We start from the raw sequence: 20218 nt of genomic DNA, 5'->3' as shown, positions 1-20218 counted from the left end.
ATTAGTCATTAAAAAAGATTTCTGAAAATTTCTCCAATATCGGACCTTCTACAAACTTGTCTTTTAGGAAGAAAAGTAAAATTGTAAAGACCAGGTAGATCCCTCCTACTGTTAAAAAACCAAGTGCGGTACTTTCAAACAAAGATCCAAAAGCATACGCTGCTGCAAAAGATCCAAAAATCATAACCATACTAAAACACAATAAAATCAAAGTAAACTTAAAAATTAAAGTGGTGGATTTCATGGCCACTTTAAAACCCCAAAGTTTATAATACGCTAAATGACTGTCGAGATAAACTTTAGCCTGATCCTGAATATTTTCAGTGTTTTCTTTTAATTCTTCAAAAGCCATATTTATAATTTGAATTAAAAAAAGCACAAAACTCATGATTCAAAAATTGTTTTCTAATTATTCTAAAATTAAAATAACGGGAACAATCATCAAAATCACGTTGAGCTTTGTGCTTTCCGGATTATTATTTTTGAAGTTTAGCGTTTTGTGATTTTAAGTCAGCCAGTTTAGATTCTAAAAAACTGATTACTTCTTCCGTTTTATAACTCATATTCGAAAGTAACTCTCCATAAGTTCCGTCAAGATTTTCTTTTGCATGAGCAAATTTTTCACGCAAAACTTCAGAACCTGCTGAAATGGAATCTTGCAAATTATGTTTCGCATCGTCCAAACCTTCTTTAAGTTTAGCACGGGTTTTTGATCCTTTATCCGGAGCAAATAAAATTCCTATCGCTGCTCCTACTGCAGCGCCAGCCAAAATTGCTGCAACTGTATTTACGTTTTTTGACATAATATTAAAATTTAAATGATTACTAAAGGTACTCTTTTTTTGAATTATAAATTATTGATTAATTGTAATTTAATAGCTATTAGTACTAAATTTAATACGCATAGGCAACAGCTTCATACTTTCCATCTGCTTTTTGAACAATACTTATAAACGGATATCCCTTAGAAGCCGATTGGGTTTTGATTCTCATAGCCGTATGATTCTCATTTGCAATTGGCGGCTCCCCTTTTGTCTTTGTCGAAACTCCCGAAAAATTAGCCGCTTGTTTTAAACCTATTGTCTTCTCCTGAGTTAACACGGTAACTAATTTATAATCTGATTTTGAATCTACTATTACTTTATCAGATACTTTTTGAGTTTGATTAGATTGTTTATTGGTAATTTTTGAAACAGCATATTTGCTAATTTTATGTTCTTCGGCACTTCCGTCGAAAGTATAATAAACCAAATCATTTTTCAGTTTTATAAAATTAACATCAACTTGTTCACCATTGTGTTTGGTAATTTGGTGTGTTTGAGAAATGGCCATATTGGCAAATAAAATGGATAGCGTAAAAAATAGAATTTTCATAATAATAAAATTTAAGGATTAAAATTGTTGATGTCAAAGCAAAAGACAAGATTTCAAATAACCCGTAAAATTAATTTCATGAAATTTTTAAATTATGAAACATCTTCTAAAAAAATACTTTTACGCTATAAGTATTATCAAAATACGATCACAATTCGAATTGACCATAAAACCAATTTTGAATTCAGATTTTGAATTTCCTCTAAAACCAAAAAATTATTCATTTTTAAATTTTAGAAAAATTCAGATTCGATTCTAAGTATTTTTCAGAAATTTGACACTTTATATTTGACCTTGGATAAAAGTAGCAACTTTATAAACAATTGTATGTTAATAACCCGTTAAACTAAGAAAAATAAGGTCTAAAGCTTAAATAAAGCTTAAAAATAAACAATAATTCAAAAGATGATTAATGTTATGAAAGAAGTAAAAAAGCGTCTTAAAATCAATTTATGAAGGTTACTTTTAATCGAATTCTATTATCAAAATTATAATAATGATAGTTTTACTAAATAATAATTAAAAACATTACATATAAAAATACGATAGTTAAAATTGATTATACTAAAACTTAGTATTTCAAAAAATTGCTCAGGTAAAAAGTAAAATTTAGAATTTTATAACAAATCCATCTTGATTTAACGTTATAAACAATCATATGTTAATAACCCGAAAAACAAGGAAAAATGACAGCTAAAACTAAAATAAAGCGTTCTGTTTAATGATTTTTTAAAAGAGGATAACGAGGTGGAAGAAATAAAAAGATAGCTTAAAATTAATTTATGAACGTCACTTTTAATCTAAAAAATTTATAATTTTATTATTTTTAATAGAAATTTTAAATAATAAAAAAAGCGCTTATGATAAGCGCTTTTTAATAGATTTTAATGATTTTATTTCTTCACCATTTCTGCAAGAATTTCAATTTCTCTTTCAGAGGCATTTTTTGGAGGATTAGAATATAGTTTCAAAATTTCATCATCAAATTGATTTTTCAAACTTACACTTTCAATATCCCGTAAATTTAAAAGTGCTTTTGAACGAACATAAGTTGATTCACTTCTAAACGACATCGTGTACAATTTTTTGATATCGTCTTCTTCAAAATCTGCAGATTTCAAAATTGAATATTTTAAAATAAACTGAGCAAATAGTAACGAACCTTTATTATTGTTAATATTCTTTTTTAATGAATTTTGCAATAAAGAAAAACTGGAAACATTTCTAATGCTCTCCCCTATTGCACTTTCAATTGCAATACGTTCCGGTTTCGTCTCAACTTTAAAATATTTATTGATTTCTTTTAAAGAATTATTGATACTGTTTTCTTCCTTTTTACCTTTTTCTTCCCAGGCATCTTTCAATCCAACAGTTTTATTAAATACTAATTTTGAAGGAGTTGAGTCTTTATCAACCGTAAAATAACCCAAACGCTGAAACTGAAATTTATCTTCATTTTGAGCAATTGCCAAACTTGGTTCCACAAATCCGGTAATCACTTCTAATGAATTTGGATTCACAAAATCAAGGAAATTTTTATCTTTATAACTGTCAGGAGCTTCATCTGTAAACAAACGATCGTACATACGAACTTCGGCTTCAACTGCATGTGAAATAGAAACCCAATGCAATGTACCGGATACTTTTCTCTGGCTTGCTTCTGTTCCGCTTCCGCTTAAAGAATCCGTATCATACGTTACGTGAATTTCTGTAATATTTCCTTCTGCATCTTTTATAACACTTTCACCTTTAATAATATAGGCATTCTTAAGACGTACTTCTTTTCCTAAAGTTAAACGGAAAAATTTTGCAGGAGCTTCTTCTAAAAAGTCTTCTCTTTCAATATATAATTCACGGGAAAAAGGCACTTTTCTGAATCCGGCACTCTCATCTTCCTGATTGTTTTCAGCTTCCAGCCACTCCTCTTTTCCTTCCGGATAATTGGTAATAATCAATTTTACAGGATCTAAAACAGCCATGACACGAGGGGCAATTTTGTTCAGATCTTCGCGAATACAGAATTCTAAAACAGATACATTGATTAAATTATCACGTTTCGCAATTCCGATAGTATTGGCAAAATTACGTAAGGAAGCAGCGGTGTAACCACGTCTTCTTAATCCTGAAATGGTTGACATTCTTGGATCATCCCAACCGTTAACATGCTTTTCCTTAACCAGTTGCTGTAATTTTCTTTTACTAACAACCGTATGCGAAAGATTACGTCTTGCAAATTCTCTTTGCTTTGGACGCAGTTTGTTTTCTTCTAAAATCTGATCTAAAAACCAATCGTATAATTCGCGGTGCGGCAAAAATTCAAGTGTACAAAAGGAGTGTGAAATTTGCTCTAAATAATCACTTTGTCCGTGTGCCCAGTCGTACATGGGATAAATTTTCCAGGTATCTCCGGTTCTATGATGATGCTTGTGCAAAATCCTGTACATGATTGGATCACGCATCAGCATGTTTGTAGATTTCATGTCTATTTTTGCACGAAGAATATGAGTACCAGCCTCAAATCCACCATTTTTCATTCTTTCGAATAAATCTAAATTTTCTTCAACAGAACGATTTCTGTACGGACTATCAACTCCTTCTGTAGAGGGAGTTCCTTTTTGAGTTGCCATATCTTCAGAAGACTGACTGTCAACATAGGCTTTATCTTTTTTAATTAATAAAACTGCCCAGTCATATAATTGCTGAAAATAATCGGAAGCATATCGTTCTTCTGACCAGCTATATCCTAACCATTCCACATCTTTTTTTATCGCGTCCACAAATTCCTGTTCTTCTTTTTCAGGATTGGTATCATCAAAACGTAAATTCACAGGAGACTGATAATCAATTCCTAAACCAAAATTTAATGCAATAGAACTTGCATGTCCAATGTGTAAATAACCATTTGGTTCCGGTGGAAAACGAAAATGAAGTTTGTTATTTGACAGACCTGATTTTAGATCTTCTTCTATGATTTGTTCAATAAAATTGAGTGATTTCTCTTCTGATGCCATTATTTTATAGTAATTTTAGCAAAGATAAAAAAGTTTAGAGTTTTCGGTTTACAGTTTACCGTTTTCTTTAGAAACTTCTCAGTAAACCTGAAACTTAGAACCTGAAACTAAATTTAAAATGGGAGTTATAAAACTAAAAAACATTCGCACTTTTTCGTACCACGGATGTCTAATTGAAGAAGGAAAAATAGGATCTGATTATACTGTCGATCTAAAAATTAAAACTAATTTGCAAAAATCAGCACAAACAGATCATCTGGCTGACACTGTTGATTACGTGCATCTGAATAAAATTGTTACCGAAGAAATGGCTATTCGTTCGCATTTATTGGAACATGTAGCCAAAAGAATCAATATTCGTGTTTTAGCTGAGATCAATTCAATAGAAAAAACTACGGTTTGGGTTTCTAAAATAAATCCTCCTATTGGTGGTGATGTTGAATCAGTTACTATAAAAATGACGGAAAACAGGGAGTAATTTCCGGAGATAAAATACTAATTTTTTAAAATAGTTACTTTTAAAGTTTTGAATTTTAAAGATTTTAGTTACTTTTGCCATCCGTTCAACTACGGCGTCGTGGCCGAGCGGCTAGGCTGGGCTCTGCAAAAGCTCCTACTCCGGTTCGAATCCGGACGATGCCTCTAAAACCTTCAAGGAAACTTGGAGGTTTTTTTGTGGTTAATTTTTAGAAAAAATTAGATAAAGATATAGGTTCGAATCCGGATGATGGCTCTAAAACCTTCAGGGAAACCTGGAGGTTTTTTTGTGGTTAATTTTTAGAAAAAATTAGATAAAGATATAGGTTCGAATCCGGATGATGGCTCTAAAACCTTCAGGGAAACCTGGAGGTTTTTTTGTGGTTAATTTTTAGAAAAAATTAGATAAAGAATGACGTTCGAATCCGGATGCTGGTTCTAAAACCTTCGCGAAAACCTGGAGTTTTTTTATGGTTAATTTTTAGAAAAAATTAGATAAAGAATGACGTTCGAATCCCGACGATGACTCTAAAATCTTCAACTTTCCTAGAGTTTTTTTATGGTTAATTTTTAGAAAAAAATAGATAAAGAATGACGTTCGAATCCGGACGAAGTCTCTAAAACCTTCAGGGAAACCTGGAGGTTTTTTTGTGGTTAATTTTTTCGCATTTTGTGTCATTTCGACGAAGGAGAAATCACATTCAGAGAGCAATGAAATATAATCCCGTTATGTGATTTCTCCTTCGTCGAAATTGACAAACTGTATGAATCCGAGCGTGATCAGATTATTTCCGGCAAAAACAATCTTTACCTATTAAACATAAAAAAGGAGCTGTCCGAAAAGTCTAAATTACCTCTCTGAGAATCGCATATTTAAAAAAAATGTCCGATAGCTACCCGAATAAAAAAAAGGCTATCCGTGTTTTCCGGACAGCCTCTTTAATTTATATTTTGAGTTATTAACAACTACTTTTTCTCAATCTTCTCAAAGGCATTTCTAACCATTTCTTTTTCTTTTGGAAACCAACCCTGAGTTATTAACACCACTCCAAAAACCATTAGGACAATACTAATTGCTTTTTTGATTTTAAGAATATTCGTTGGAGTCATTTTTGATTTTAACTGTTTGGCTAACATTATTTTAATACAATCAACCAGTAAATAAGTAATAATTACTGATGTGAAAAAAGTAATCATTCTCGAATTTTGCATATCTAATTTTGGTCCTACAGAAATGATAACTGCCAGCCAGAAACCGAGTACACCAATGTTAATAACGTTAAGTAAAAAGCCTTTTATAAACAAACTGCCATAGTTTCTTTTTATAATATCACGATCTATTTCTTCGTCGTTTATTTTTTCGTCGTTTTTTAATTTTACAAACGAAATTATACCATACGCAAGCATAATAATACCTCCAAAAACAAAAAGTGCCGGTTTATCTTTTAAGCTTTGAATTAATCTGTAGCTTCCCAGATAAGCAATTCCTATAAAAAAAATATCACCTAATACTACACCCAGATCAAAGACCATTGCGGCTCTGAATCCTTTTGTAATACTGGTTTCCAGTAGTATAAAAAATACTGGTCCTACCATGAAGCTTAGGAAAAGTCCCCATGGCAGTCCAGCTAAAATATCATTTATCATTCAAACACAATTTCTTATTTTACTTCTTCAATTTTTCCTCCAAAAACCGTTTTTTGATTAATTTGTTTCGGTTTTCCATAAATGTAAATAGAGCCTCCTGCGCTCACTTTTGCATCCACAAGCGTAGAAGCATTCACATCTGCTTTTCCTCCCGCAGAAACGCTTACTGTAGTTTGTGCGGTGCTTAATTTACTTGCCAGAAGATATCCGCCAGCTCCTAAACTTGCATCCTGGTTATCGGCTTTTCCGTTTAGAGTAATTTCTCCTCCGGAAACAGAACTCACTTTTAGCTTATTAACATCTAATTCAACATTAATTTTACCGCCTTCCTGAGCGCTAACTTTAAAAGCAGTTGCTTTAATAGCTTCGGTACTGGAAACATAGGCACCTTCATTTACGTCTATAAGTTCTAAATGTTTATAATATACAGTAATATCCAAATCATCTCCGGATAATAATTTAGGAAAAGGCATTCTTAGTTTTAATAACCCTTTCTTGTTAACAACTTCAACTTCTGACTCACGTGCTCCTTTGATCACAATCTTATTTTCTGAAGACTGTACTAATTTTACACTTAGTTTATCGAATACTTTTAACGAATCAAAATCACCTAAATCTTTGGTAACCTGACCAAAAGACATCTGAACAAATAAAATTGCAGCTCCTATAATTAACTTTTTCATACTTTTATTTTTTAAATTAAACTTCTATTCTGCTCTTCTTAAAAAATGAAAATCCAATTGTTTCTTAACTAAATCAGCATTTTTAACTTTTACATATATTTCATCTCCCAGTTGTAAAATACTATCTGAAGTTGCTCCAACCAGGGCATATTGCTTTTCATCGAAAGTATAATAATCATCTTTTATTTCTCTGATTCTTACCATTCCCTCGCATTTGTTAGAAACAATTTCAACATAAATCCCCCATTCGGTAACACCGGAAATAACGCCAAGGAATTCTTCATCCTGATGATCCTGCATGTATTTCACCTGCATATATTTAATACTGTCGCGTTCTGCGTTAGTCGCTAAACTTTCCATATTCGAACAGTGTAAACACTTCGTTTCATAAACTTCTTCGTTTACAGATGCTCCTTTATCTAAATAATATTGCAGCAAACGATGTACCATCACGTCAGGATAACGACGAATTGGTGAAGTAAAATGACTGTAATAATCAAAAGCTAAACCGTAGTGGCCAATGTTTTCTGTCGAATATTTGGCTTTACTCATACTTCTAATCGCAAGAGTATCAATTAAGTTTTGCTCTTTTTTACCGTTTACTTCTTCCATCAAAGCATTTAGTGATTTCGAAATATCGCCTTTATTACGGAAATCTATTTTATATCCAAATTTGGCAATTACGCTTTGCATCGCAATTAATTTGTCTTCATTCGGTTCATCGTGAATCCTGTAAATAAAGGTTTTCTTTTGTTTACCAATGTATTCCGCCACTTTTCTGTTGGCTAAAAGCATAAATTCTTCAATCAGATGATTGGCATCTTTAGAAACTTTAAAATAAACGCCTTCCGGTTCCCCTTGCTCGTCTAAGTTGAATTTTACTTCGACTTTATCAAAAGAAATAGCACCATTGGCCATTCTTTTCTTTCTTAAAATCTTAGCTAATTCATCTAATTTTAAAGTTGCATTCGTAATTTCATCTGAAACTACATAAGATTCCCCAGTGATTGAAATATCAACCGGAATTGTATTGTCTTTGGTTTCAATGATATATTGTGCTTCCTCATAGGCAAATCGCTGATCGGAATAAATTACTGTTCTGCCAAACCACTGGTTAATCACCTGTGCATTTTCTGAAACTTCAAAAATAGCAGAGAACGTATATTTTTCTTCATTCGGACGTAACGAACAGGCAAAATTAGACAAAACTTCCGGAAGCATTGGCACAACTCTATCGACCAAATAAACCGATGTTGCACGTTGATACGCTTCATCATCTAAAATTGTTCCTTCTTCGAGATAATAGGAAACATCTGCAATATGAATTCCGATTTCGTAATTTCCATTTTCTAACTTTTTGAAAGATAAGGCATCATCAAAATCTTTTGCATCTTTTGGATCTATCGTAAACGTAAGTGTATCACGCATATCACGACGTTTTGCAATTTCAGCTTCCTGAATTGAGGTATCTATCTTTTGTGCATAAACCTCTACTTCTACCGGAAAATCTGATGGTAAACCATATTCGGCTAAAATGGCATGAATCTCCGTGTTGTGTTCTCCTGGTTTTCCTAAAACTTTAACAACAGATCCAAACGGACTATCGGCTCTTTTTGGCCAGTCTTCTATCGTAACCAAAACAACATCTCCGTTTTCTGCTTCTCCAATTTTATCTTTTGGGATAAAAATATCGGTATACATTTTAGGATTTGCTGTAGATACAAAAGCAAAATTGGCCTGAATATCGATAACTCCAACAAAGTCAGTTTTATTTCTTTCTACAACTTCAATTACTTCTCCTTCAGGTCTTTTACCTTTTCTTCTGTTATAAACATACACTTTTACTTTATCCTTATCTAGCGCACGGTTCAGATTATTGGTCGGGATAAAAACATCTTCTGTAAAATCAGGACAAACAAAATAAGCTGTTTTACGGCTTGTCATATCAATTGTTCCTTCGTAATAATCCTGACTTTCGGCTTTTACCAAATATTTACCAGGTTCAGATTCTGTAATTTTCTTTGAAGCAGCCAGAATTTTTAAATCTTTTATAATCTGATTTCTGCTTTTTGTATCATCAAGTTCAAGCTTTGCTCCTATCTGTTTGTAATTAAATGCTTTATTAGGGCTTTGCGATAAAATTTTTATTATTTTACTAGAGAGATCGGTCTCATTTTTTATCGGCTTTCGAATTTTCTTATTCATATATCTTTTCTTAAAAAGTTAAAATTACAAATAAGATACCAGATTATAGATTTTAACAAATAGAATTATTAAAATTATAACTTTCAAAGGTCATTTGTAATGTGTATATTTAGTTACTGCAAACAACAAATTTTTAGTAATGCTCATTTCGTATCTTTATAAAAAGACCTTTTATGGAAAGCTTTAAAACGATTGCCATATTCAATTATGACCACGAAACGGTTATCCTGAAACATTTATTAGAGCAAGAAGGAATTCCCTATTTTTTTGAAAATGAAATGACATTATCTGTTGTTCCTTTTTATTCTGCTGCGCTTGGCGGAATCAAACTAAAAATCCATCCCAATGATTTCGAACAGGTACAGGAAATTCTGGACAATCTTAATAACCCGCTTAAAATCGTTTAAACAGTCTTTTTTTTAATCTCAAAAAAAAATTTTTCTCTTTTAAACTTTCAAAGTTGTCAACATATATTAAATACAACAAAAAAGAAATTTTAAATTTAATTAATTTTTGATGGTTATTATAGTGTGTTAATATGTGATATAAATTTATTTTTAAATGTATTGAAATGAAGTTTTACTTACTTATATAGAGTTATCAACATACTTATATTGGGTTAAAGGATTAATTTTTAAGCGTTTTTCAATTTTAATTAACAATGGTTGACAACCAAAAACACATTCAATTTGTAGATAAGTTCATAGGTTGACTTTTGTTGAAAATGGCATTTTTGATATTGATAACTTTTATAAAAATTCATCAAACTTTATTAGGTTATTTCATTCCGGTTTTGGATTAGGTTTTTTTTCGACACGACCAAAAAAAACTTCTAATATTCTATCCGAACTTATTAACAAATAATATTAATTTAAAGTTAACTGAATATCAACGAATTAGGTTTAGGTATTAACATTCTAAAATTTTAACAAAAAGATTATTTATTTCTTATTGATTATCAGGTTATTATATAGATGTTAAGATTGTTGATAAGTGATAAGGTTTTGATATGATGTAAGTTATATATTGATATGTTTTGCAGCGAATTTCACGAATTAATATTGGATAAAGTACAACATAATTTTAAAGTCTACAGAATAAAATTTGTGAAAATTAGTCTAATTTGTGGCCAACATTTATTAATTAAGTAAATTTGCAATACACAACTTAAATAGTATTACAATGAAAATTTCGATAGGAAACGACCACGCAGGACCAGATTATAAAAAAGCAATTGTTGCGATGCTCAAAGCAAAAGGCTATGAAGTAACTAATTATGGAACAGATTCTGAAGATTCTGTTGATTATCCTGATTTTGGACATCCGGTTGCGAATGATATTACGGAAGGAAAAGCTGATTTTGGAATTGTGATCTGCGGAAGCGGAAACGGAATTGCGATGACGGTTAACAAACACCCGAAAGTAAGAGCAGGTTTATGCTGGACCAAAGAAATTGCGTATTTAACCCGTTTGCATAATGATGCTAACATTGTAAGTATTCCGGCACGTTTTACCTCGATACCACAGGCTGTAGAAATAGTGGAAACCTTTTTAAATACCTCATTTGAAGGTGGAAGACACCAAAACAGAGTGAATAAAATCGCCTGTTAGTAAAAAATCAAAAAAAATCGGGTGCTTCGCACCAAGTAGTATAACAAGCCGGGCGGATTTTTAAATTCACCCGGTTTTTTTATGTAAATAGTTTAAATACAGTAAATTAAAAATAATTTTTACACTTATTAACATTGTTAATAACTAGATTTTATTCCTCCATTTAAGGAATATCAAAAGCTGAATCAGGATAATTATTGATAATTTTAAAATAAAAGACGTTTTACTGATTTTGTGTCTAAAAAGCAGCATCGCCAATACTAATCCCGCTGAACCACCAAGGGCAGCACTTAGAAACAGTGTATTTTCAGGAATTCTGATTTTCCTTTTGATTGCCAGATATTTATCATATCCGGCGAGGATAAAAGCGGTAGTATTTATAAGTAAAAAGTAAAGCAGTACAATTTTCATTAGCTTAAAATTAGAAACAAAGATATTATTTTAGTCATGTGCTAATAAGAACCGGTGTAAATTCATTCTGTTACATCCATCATAGCTAATAAATAACGAGCTTCTTTTTGGCTTAAAATTTATGGTCATTTATTTCCTGAAAAGTCTATTTTTGTCACAATTAACACGTCAATTTTTATAGAATAAAACTACATGAAGAAAATATTTTATCTGGCATTTTTCTCGTTTCATTTTTTAACTGCTCAGGAAAAATCAAAAGTACTTTACCGGAATGAAGTAGTGTACTTAACCAATAAAAGCAAATTAGAGATTGAGTCTTTTATTGAAGAACAAAGAGAAATTGCCAAAAGTAAAAATGTCAGGGAATATTCTATCAACATACCGTATGACAATTTTAGTGAGATTTCGAATATAAAAGGAATGGCAATTAATCCTTTAACCAACAAAAAAAACAAATTATCACAATATGATATCAGTACGAATGAACTGAAAAGCAGGGATGTTTTTTACAGTGATAATAAATACAAACATTTTGATTTCAGCTACGTCGTAGATAAATCGAAAATAGAATTTTCGTATAAAGTAAAGCAAAATGAACCACGACTCCTCTCCTATTTTGCTTTCCAGCAGGAACTTCAGACAGTGGCTTCTAAGTTTGAAATAAAATCCGATCCGTCAATTGAAGTTGGTTACAAACTGTTTGGAGAGAACCAGGATAAAATTGTTTTCGAAAAAACGAAAGAAGGCAATATCGATGTTTACACCTGGAAAATAGCAGATATGCCCGCTTTTGAAGAAGAAAACAGAGCGCCAAACTACACTTATTTTTTACCGCATATTGTGTATTACATTAAAAGTTACACCAAAGAAAACAAAAAGGAAGAATTGCTTCCCGATGTTAAACATTTGTACAAATGGTATTATTCTTTGGTGAAACATGTAAATAAACTGGATCAGGCGGCTTTAAAAAGCAAAACGTTAGAATTAATAAAAGACAAAACAAACCCTAAAGATCAAGCGAAAGAAATTTACAATTGGGTACAGCAAAACATTCATTACGTAGCATTTGAATACGAGATGGGCGGTTTTATTCCGCGTGACGCAGCGTCTGTTTTTGACAAAAAGTATGGTGATTGTAAGGACATTTCCAACTTATTGAATGAAATGTTTAAACATGCAGGCATAGAGTCCAATTTGGTTTGGATCGGCACAAGGGATAAACCCTATCGTTTTGAAGATGTTCCTACGCCGTTAGTAAGCAATCATATGATCGCGTCGGTAAAAATTGACAAACAACGATATTTTGTAGACGGAACGGATTCTTATTGCCCTTTCGGTTTTCCGTCGTCCATGACTCAGGGAAAAGAAGGTCTTATCGGAATATCGGAAGATGAATTTGTTATTGAAAAAGTTCCTGTAGTTGATAAAAAAGACAATCGACTGAAAATGGAAATGAAGCTGAAAATAGCAGACAATGCTGTTTCGGGAACATCAAAATTGTTTTTGACCGGTTATGAGAAAAGTAATTTTCTGAATATTTTATCTGCGAATAAACCCGAGGAAGATGAAATTTTGAAAAACGGAATGGCAAGATATAATGAGAAACTGGAAATAGAAACCACTGAAGTAAAGAAAAACGAATACGAAAATAAAGACACAGAGCTTTCATACAGCCTTAAACTGGACGGATGGGTTAAGAAAATAGGAGATAAAATCATCATGAAGCCTATTTTATTGGCGCCTTTTAAAGAATATATAATTGATTTAAAAGAAAGAAAACTGCCGATAGAAAATGATATTGCGTTTCTAAATGAATTCACATATGTATATGAAATCCCGGAAAATTATCAACTGGAATTTGTGCCCGAAAACAGTAAAAAAGAAAACGAAAATTTAAGTTATGAGATCGCTTATAAAAAAGATAAAAAGAACCTGATCGTATCTCAAAAAATTGCCTTAAAAAAATTACGTATTGAAACCAGCGAGTTTGAAAGCTGGAACACGGTAATAAACGAACTGACCCAACAATACAACCAATCTATAATCTTATCCAAAAAATAATGAAAAAAATATTATTGATTTTACTCTTTTCCTTTTTTATAAAAGTGCAGGCGCAGGAAATAAAAAGTTACACGTGGGATGCCGTTCCCTCTTTTCAGAATATTCCCCAAGAATATAAAAAACTGCCGGCTATTGTTTTGTTTGACAAAAGATGGGTTCATACCAGAATTAACACCAATATGTATGGATTTGCAAAATTTAAAATGGAACATTTTGCCGTTAAAATAAACGAAGCATCAGAAATTAGCAAATACAATAAAGTTACAGCTGATGATAATACAGATATCCGTGACACAAAAGATTTCCATGCACGTGTAATCAAGCCCAATGGAGAAGTACGCGTTTTATCAGAAAGTCAGATTGTAAATTCAGATATAAAAAACGTAAAATCAACGGTTTTTGAAGGTGTGGAAAAAGGAGATATTTTAGAATATTATTTTATTGTAAAAGAAAATCCAACATCAAACGGTATCGAGATTTATCAGAAAGATGCTCCCGTCCTTCACGCCGAATTTACGCTGACAGATTCAGGAACAGCTGCGTCAAGAGTTTTTGCTTCTTCCGAATTCAAAGACAATCACATTAAGAACAAGGAATTTTTTACCGCCGATAATATAGCACCGCTGGTTAATGAAAAGAATTCAAAAAAGTTTAAAAACCTTGTTAAGGTACTTTATTTAATTACCGGAACGCCTCAGGCGATGAGAGATAAACAATGGGGTATCTTTTTTAAGGAATACATAAAATTTAAGCCTTATGCCTTTTCAAATAGTGAGGTTAAAAAACTTCTTGAAAAATTAGATTTAAAAAATAAAACGACAGACGAGAAATTAATAATCCTTGATGATTATATCAAATCACATTACGAGTCTTATTCACAAGGAGAATCTCTGAGACGCGATGTCAAGCTTCTGGATGGAAAAGGTAAACTGAGACATGATGATTTTATGTATTTATATAAGTATTCGTTGGAGACACTAAAAATACCCTACGAAATCATTGCCACTGAAGATCGGTTTATGGGAGAACTCGACGATGAAATGATGACATTTTATGAGTTTACCGATTTTAATTTTTACATCAGGGAAACCAATAAATATATTTTTCCAAATACAGGATACAGCCCGTACGGAAATCCGTCGTATGAGTTCCAGGATACTAAAGCAAAAGGATATGATGCGAAGAAAAAGGAAAATACGACTATTTTTATACCTGTAATTGCATCAGATTTTACAAAAAACGAAACAGAATCTATTGTAACTTTGAATGCTGATTTATCGAAAGTAACCATAGAAAAAAAGATTTCCAATACAGGTTATACAGCCGAATTAATAAGATATGCTTATAATGACGTAGCCAATAACGAAGAAAAAAAGGATCTTACCGATTTGGTTAAAAGTCTCGCAATGGATGATGTTGAGGTTAATTTACTGGAACATACAGCCGAGAATCTGGAGTTTAAAAATAATTTTACAAATACACCGTTTATTATTAACTCAAAATTAGAATCTGTAGAATCGTTTACTGAAAAAGCGGGTAATTTGCTTATGGTTAACCTCGGGAAAGTATTAGGAAGCCAGAATAATCTTTATCAGGAAAACACCAGAAAAACAGATGTCGATCTGAAATATGCGAGAGAGTTTCACAACAAGATAATCTTTAATATTCCTAAAGGATATCAGGTGGATCATTACGACGATTTAGTGATCGATAAAACAATGAAGTACGATGAAACTAAAAACTGTTCCTTTAAATCCACAGTAAAAATAGTTGACAATCAGGTCATCATTACAATAGATGAAAAATACAAAGCGATAAATTATCCAAAAGAAGTTTATCAGGAATACAGAAAAGTTTTTAATGCCTCAGCAGATTTTAATAAAGGAAGCATTGTGTTAAAGCCAATAAAGAAAAAATAAAATGACTAATATTCAATTCATTGCCAGAACTGTTCAGACAGCAGCGGTCAACATTCAAAATACGGTAAAATTATTAGAGGAAGACTGTACGATTCCGTTTATTTCCCGTTACCGAAAAGATACCACCGGAAATCTTGACGAAGTGCAGATCGAACAGATTGCCAAACTTCAGAAAGAGTATGAAACGATTGTAAAACGTAAAGAAGCCGTTCTGAAATCAATAGAAGAACAGAAAGCACTTACGCCTGAATTAAAACAAAAAATCGAACAAAGTTTTGATTTACAGGAAATCGAAGATTTTTATCTGCCCTATAAAAAGAAGAAAAAAACAAAGGCAGATGTTGCCCGTGAATTTGGTCTAGAACCATTGGCCAAAATTATAATGTCTGAAAATGATGTTGATATTGACTTTATTTCCACGCAATATATCAATGAAAATGTGATTAACGAAGAAGCGGCAATGCAAGGAGCCCGTGATATTGTTGCCGAATGGATTAACGAAAATATTTATGTTCGTAAACAATTGAGAAGATTGTTTCAGCGAAAAGCAACTATTGGAACCAAAGTCGTAAAAAAGAAAAGCGAAGAAGAAGGAGCGCAAAAATTCAGTCAGTATTTTGATTGGGAAGAATCGTTGACAAAAGCACCTTCACACCGATTATTAGCCATGCTTCGTGCAGAAAATGAAGGTTTTGTTAAGATGAAAGTAGATGTTGATATTGATGAAGCCTATGATATTATTGATGAAATAATCATTAAAAAACAAAACAGCACCACGGCACATTTGCAATTAGCGATTGAAGACAGTTACAAACGATTGCTGAATCCGGCGATTGGAAATGAAACGCTGCAGGAAGCCAAAGCCAAAGCCGATGCCAATTCGATTCAGGTTTTTGCGAACAATTTAGGACAGTTATTATTGGCACCGCCTTTGGGAGAAAAACGAATTCTGGCCATTGATCCAGGATTTAGAAGTGGCTGTAAAGTAGTTTGCCTGGACGAAAAAGGAGATCTGTTATACAACGAAACTATTTACCCGCATGCCCCTCAAAACGAGGAAGCGATGGCAATCAAGAAAATCCGTTCGATGGTCAATGCGTATCAGATTGATGCGATTTCTATCGGAAACGGAACGGCTTCCCGTGAAACCGAATTTTTCATCAAAAAAATCGCATTCGATAAACCACTGCAGGTTTTCATCGTTTCTGAGGCAGGAGCTTCGGTGTATTCGGCATCAAAAATTGCGCGTGAAGAATTTCCGAATTATGACGTTACGGTTCGTGGTTCGGTTTCGATTGGAAGAAGACTTTCAGATCCTTTGGCCGAATTGGTAAAAATTGACCCAAAAGCCATTGGAGTAGGACAGTACCAGCATGATGTTGATCAGACCAAACTAAAAGAAGAATTAGATAACACCGTAATTCGTTGCGTGAACTCGGTGGGAATTAATATTAACACAGCAAGTAAACATTTACTAAGTTATGTGAGTGGAATAGGAGAGAAACTGGCCGAAAACATTGTGCTGTACCGTTCTGAAAATGGCCCTTTCGAGGACAGGAAACAATTGAAAAAAGTTCCCCGCTTAGGTGATAAGGCTTATCAGCAGGGAGCGGCTTTTATCAGGATTTCTAATGCGAAGAATCCGTTAGACAATTCTGCCGTGCATCCGGAAGCGTATCCCGTGGTAGAGAAAATGGCAAAAGATTTGAAACTTTCGGTAAATGATCTCATCGCCAACAAAGAGAAAACAGCCCTGATTAAGCCCGAAAACTATATTACACCTGAAATTGGTCTGTTAACCTTAAAAGACATCATAAAAGAGCTTGAAAAGCCCGGACTGGACCCAAGAAAGTCCGCAAAGGTTTTTGAATTTGATGCGAATGTAAAATCGATCAAGGATCTGAGAACCGGAATGATTTTACCCGGAATCGTGAATAACATTACCAACTTTGGCTGTTTTGTTGACATTGGAATCAAAGAAAGCGGATTGGTTCACATTTCACAATTGAAAGCCGGTTTTGTAAGTGATGTAAATGAGGTTGTGAAATTACATCAGCATGTTGATGTAAAGGTTACTGAAGTTGATGAAGACAGAAAACGTATTCAGCTTACGATGGTTTTGTAAAAATTCCAAATTCCAGAATTGCTGGAATTATTAGATAAAAAAACTCCCAAATTACAATCGTAGTTTGGGAGTTTCTATTTTATTAATTTGAAGAGTTATATTTTTATGAATTTTTGGGAGGTTTCTCCACTTTCGGCTTTTATTTTGATTAAGTATAAACCTGAGATAAAAGAACTGACATCAATAGAGGTATTTACATTTTCTTTAGTATAAATCAATCTTCCTAACAAATCATAAATTTTTATGGAGTAATTAGATTCGTTTAATGAGTTGATATTTAATGTATTTTTTACCGGATTTGGCCATAGAGAAAACAATTTGTTTTCTTTGATAAAATCTTCGTTTGATAAAACAACTTCAGTGCCTTTTATTCGTATCAAGAAAGCAGCTGCAGTATCTGTTTTAAAACTAGAAAACGCTCCTCCTAAAACAATTTTTCCATCTTTTTGCAAAGCGATAGAATTTAATCCTACTTTATCATTATCAGAAATATAATTATAGACTAGACTAAAGCTACTTCCGGTAAATGTCGTATCTATACTTCCGTCAGAATTTAACCTTGCTATTCTATTCGCTGTATTATTATTATAAATTGAAAACTCACCTGCAACGATTATTTTTCCATCTTTTTGTAAAGCTATAGAATTGACATAATAGCTAAAACCGTTATTTGTTTTAAATGTGCTGTCTATACTTCCATCAGCATTTAATCTTATAATATAATTTTGAGTTTGGTTTTGATAGTATTTAAACCTTCCGCCAACAATTATTTTACCATCAGGTTGAACTACAATTGATAAAATATCTCCTAATGTATAGATACTTCCAAATCCAGTTCCTATATTAAAAGAAGCATCTTTACTTCCATCAGCATTCAAACGAATTAAATAGTTTTGACCGACTCCCTGATAGTTTTTGAATTTTCCTCCGACAATTATTTTACCGTCAATCTGTAAGCTTAGAGATAAAACTTCAGCATCAAATCCAGTTCCTATATTAAATGAAACATCTTTGCTTCCATCAGTATTTAAGCGGATCAAACGATTTTGACTAACATTTTGATAATTAGAAAAAAGCCCTCCAACCAGAATTTTTCCATCAGTCTGAATTGCAGTACAATTTACAGTATTACTAAATCCATTAGTTCCTGTATTAAATGAGCTGTCCTTGCTTCCATCAGAATTTAAACGAATAAAAGAGTAATTATTTTGATTTTTGTATTTGGTAAAAGCGCCACCTACAATTATTTTTCCGTCTGTTTGTTGATTTATAGTATTTACAACACCATTAAATCCGGTCTCTATATTGAAAGAAGAATCTTTACTTCCATCAGAATTAAAGCGAATTATATAATTTTGAGAAACTTCATTATGTGTGGTAAACTTTCCACCAGCTAAAATTTTATCATCTGATTGTAAGGCAACTGTATTAACAAGATTGCTTAAACCATTACCTTTATTAAAAGAATCATCTTTACTTCCATCAGCATTTAAACTTATAACATAATTGTTTCTAATATCTTGAAAGGTACTAAAATCACCGCCAACTATAAGTTTTCCATTATTTTGCAAATTTATTGTATTGATTGTGCTCCCATTCTCAATTCCAAATCCGCTTCCTGTTTTAAAAGAAGCGTCTATACTTCCATCAACATTTAAACGAATTATATGATTCTCATCAGGTTTACTATAATTAACGAAATTTCCTCCGGCTAGTATTTTTCCATCTGGCTGAAGACAAAGAGATTCAACATTATGGTTTAAGCCAAATTTTAAGTTAAAAGGAACATCTTTACTTCCGTCCTTATTTAAGGAAATTAAACCTGTTTTTATTTCTCCTTGAAATTCAAAAAACCATCCTCCAGCTAATATTTTTTCATTTGGTTGGATAAGGATGGTTCTAACTGCAGAATTAAATCCAGTAATAATATTAAAAGAAGTATCTTTAGTACCATCATTATTTAAGCGGATCAAACAGTTTTGCGATAGTCCTTCAAATTTAGAAAATCCACCACCAGCTAGTATTTTTCCATCATTCTGTATGCTTAAGCAATACACGGTTTCATCAAACCCATCACCAATGTTAAATGTGGTATCTTTCGTTCCATCAGAATTTAAACGAATCAAATAATTTTGGTTAATGCCGTTATAAGATTTAAATCCTCCACCAACAAGTATTTTACCGTCAGGCTGTACAAGTATAGTGTTCACCACGCCGCCACGATCATAATTTCTACTTTTAATAAATCCAGTTCCAATATCAAAGGAATTATCTTTACTTCCATCTGGATTTAAACGAATAAGATAATTTTGATTACTATCTTGAAATTTAGTAAAATTTCCACCGACAAGAATTTTTCCATCAGTTTGAACAGCTACTGAATAAACACCTGCATTTAAACCTTTTCCTAGATTAAATGATTCATCTTTCCTGCCATCTGGATTAAGACGTGTTAAATAATTTATAGGTAATCCTTGATAAGCAATTAAATGACCACCCACCAGAATTTTTCCATCAGCTTGTAATGCTGAGGTAAGTACAGGATTATTGAAGCCTGGAAAAACACCAAAATTAGTATCAATTTCAGTAGGGTTTTGACCGAATGTGATTAAAAATTGTAAAAAGAAAATTAAGAGTATAGTTTTTTTCATAAAAATAAATTTCAACAAATATATAAAGATTCCCTAACAAATA

15 protein-coding genes and 1 tRNA gene are annotated in these 20218 nt (G+C 32.3%); 7 read left to right on the top strand and 9 right to left on the bottom strand.

Features of this window, described 5'->3' with window-relative positions:
• Nucleotide 1: 1 nt before the first annotated feature.
• From HAV12_RS00995 to HAV12_RS00980, 4 genes are all read right to left on the bottom strand, one after another.
• On the bottom strand, nucleotides 2-352 hold the full coding sequence (locus HAV12_RS00995; protein ID WP_127338057.1) for a competence protein: 351 nt from the start codon (nucleotides 350-352) through the stop codon (nucleotides 2-4).
• A gap of 124 nt (nucleotides 353-476) precedes the next feature.
• On the bottom strand, nucleotides 477-803 hold the full coding sequence (locus HAV12_RS00990; RefSeq protein ID WP_171568085.1) for a YtxH domain-containing protein: 327 nt from the start codon (nucleotides 801-803) through the stop codon (nucleotides 477-479).
• 91 nt (nucleotides 804-894) lie between these two features.
• Nucleotides 895-1374: a hypothetical protein gene (locus tag HAV12_RS00985; protein ID WP_171568084.1), complete on the bottom strand. Its 480-nt coding sequence runs from the start codon at nucleotides 1372-1374 to the stop codon at nucleotides 895-897.
• An 893-nt stretch (nucleotides 1375-2267) separates the two neighbouring features.
• Nucleotides 2268-4385 (bottom strand): glutamine--tRNA ligase/YqeY domain fusion protein, encoded by a 2118-nt coding sequence (locus HAV12_RS00980; protein WP_171568083.1) that lies wholly within the window; start codon nucleotides 4383-4385, stop codon nucleotides 2268-2270.
• Between the two features lie 118 nt (nucleotides 4386-4503).
• On the opposite strand from HAV12_RS00980, the gene folB reads away from it, so the two are divergent.
• Entirely contained in the window at nucleotides 4504-4863 is a 360-nt protein-coding gene (folB, locus tag HAV12_RS00975) for a dihydroneopterin aldolase (RefSeq protein WP_132032846.1), read from the top strand.
• 93 nt (nucleotides 4864-4956) lie between these two features.
• Nucleotides 4957-5027 (top strand) — tRNA-Cys (locus tag HAV12_RS00970).
• Between the two features lie 801 nt (nucleotides 5028-5828).
• Here the strand turns inward: HAV12_RS00970 and HAV12_RS00965 are convergent.
• From HAV12_RS00965 to rnr, 3 genes are read right to left on the bottom strand one after another with little or no spacing between them, the layout of a single operon-like run.
• Nucleotides 5829-6509: a LysE family translocator gene (locus HAV12_RS00965; RefSeq protein WP_171568082.1), complete on the bottom strand. Its 681-nt coding sequence runs from the start codon at nucleotides 6507-6509 to the stop codon at nucleotides 5829-5831.
• 14 nt (nucleotides 6510-6523) lie between these two features.
• Complete coding sequence (locus HAV12_RS00960) at nucleotides 6524-7192, bottom strand: head GIN domain-containing protein (protein WP_171568081.1); 669 nt, start codon at nucleotides 7190-7192, stop codon at nucleotides 6524-6526.
• 24 nt (nucleotides 7193-7216) lie between these two features.
• Nucleotides 7217-9397, bottom strand: coding sequence for a ribonuclease R (gene rnr / locus HAV12_RS00955; RefSeq protein ID WP_132032843.1), 2181 nt, complete (start codon nucleotides 9395-9397; stop codon nucleotides 7217-7219).
• 173 nt (nucleotides 9398-9570) lie between these two features.
• On the opposite strand from rnr, the gene HAV12_RS00950 reads away from it, so the two are divergent.
• A complete protein-coding gene (locus tag HAV12_RS00950) occupies nucleotides 9571-9804 on the top strand; it encodes a DUF2007 domain-containing protein (RefSeq protein WP_132032842.1) in 234 nt (77 codons plus the stop codon).
• Between the two features lie 775 nt (nucleotides 9805-10579).
• The gene (rpiB, locus tag HAV12_RS00945) at nucleotides 10580-11008 is read left to right on the top strand and encodes a ribose 5-phosphate isomerase B (protein ID WP_171568080.1); all 429 of its coding nucleotides are present in this window, start codon (nucleotides 10580-10582) and stop codon (nucleotides 11006-11008) included.
• A 144-nt stretch (nucleotides 11009-11152) separates the two neighbouring features.
• Here the strand turns inward: rpiB and HAV12_RS00940 are convergent, their stop codons facing one another.
• A complete protein-coding gene (locus HAV12_RS00940; RefSeq protein ID WP_171568079.1) occupies nucleotides 11153-11419 on the bottom strand; it encodes a DUF1294 domain-containing protein in 267 nt (88 codons plus the stop codon).
• Nucleotides 11420-11611: 192 nt separating this feature from the next.
• Here HAV12_RS00940 and HAV12_RS00935 point away from each other — a divergent pair, with 192 nt between their 5' ends.
• Genes HAV12_RS00935 through HAV12_RS00925 form a run of 3 tightly spaced genes read left to right on the top strand, consistent with a single transcriptional unit; the run spans nucleotide 11612 to nucleotide 17524 of the window.
• The gene (locus tag HAV12_RS00935; RefSeq protein ID WP_171568078.1) at nucleotides 11612-13480 is read left to right on the top strand and encodes a DUF3857 domain-containing protein; all 1869 of its coding nucleotides are present in this window, start codon (nucleotides 11612-11614) and stop codon (nucleotides 13478-13480) included.
• Nucleotides 13480-15399: a DUF3857 domain-containing protein gene (locus HAV12_RS00930; RefSeq protein WP_132032836.1), complete on the top strand. Its 1920-nt coding sequence runs from the start codon at nucleotides 13480-13482 to the stop codon at nucleotides 15397-15399. The genes HAV12_RS00935 and HAV12_RS00930 overlap by 1 nt, the downstream gene beginning before the upstream one ends.
• A 1-nt stretch (nucleotide 15400) precedes the next feature.
• Nucleotides 15401-17524 (top strand): Tex family protein, encoded by a 2124-nt coding sequence (locus HAV12_RS00925; RefSeq protein WP_171568076.1) that lies wholly within the window; start codon nucleotides 15401-15403, stop codon nucleotides 17522-17524.
• Nucleotides 17525-17619: 95 nt separating this feature from the next.
• Here HAV12_RS00925 and HAV12_RS00920 read toward each other — a convergent pair whose 3' ends face one another.
• Nucleotides 17620-20175, bottom strand: coding sequence for a T9SS type A sorting domain-containing protein (locus HAV12_RS00920; RefSeq protein WP_171568075.1), 2556 nt, complete (start codon nucleotides 20173-20175; stop codon nucleotides 17620-17622).
• Nucleotides 20176-20218 lie beyond the last annotated feature (43 nt).

It is taken from the genome of Flavobacterium sp. CLA17, from assembly GCF_013112255.2.
Classification (GTDB): Bacteria; Bacteroidota; Bacteroidia; order Flavobacteriales; family Flavobacteriaceae; genus Flavobacterium; species Flavobacterium circumlabens.
This window is presented reverse-complemented; position numbering and strand designations above follow the sequence as displayed.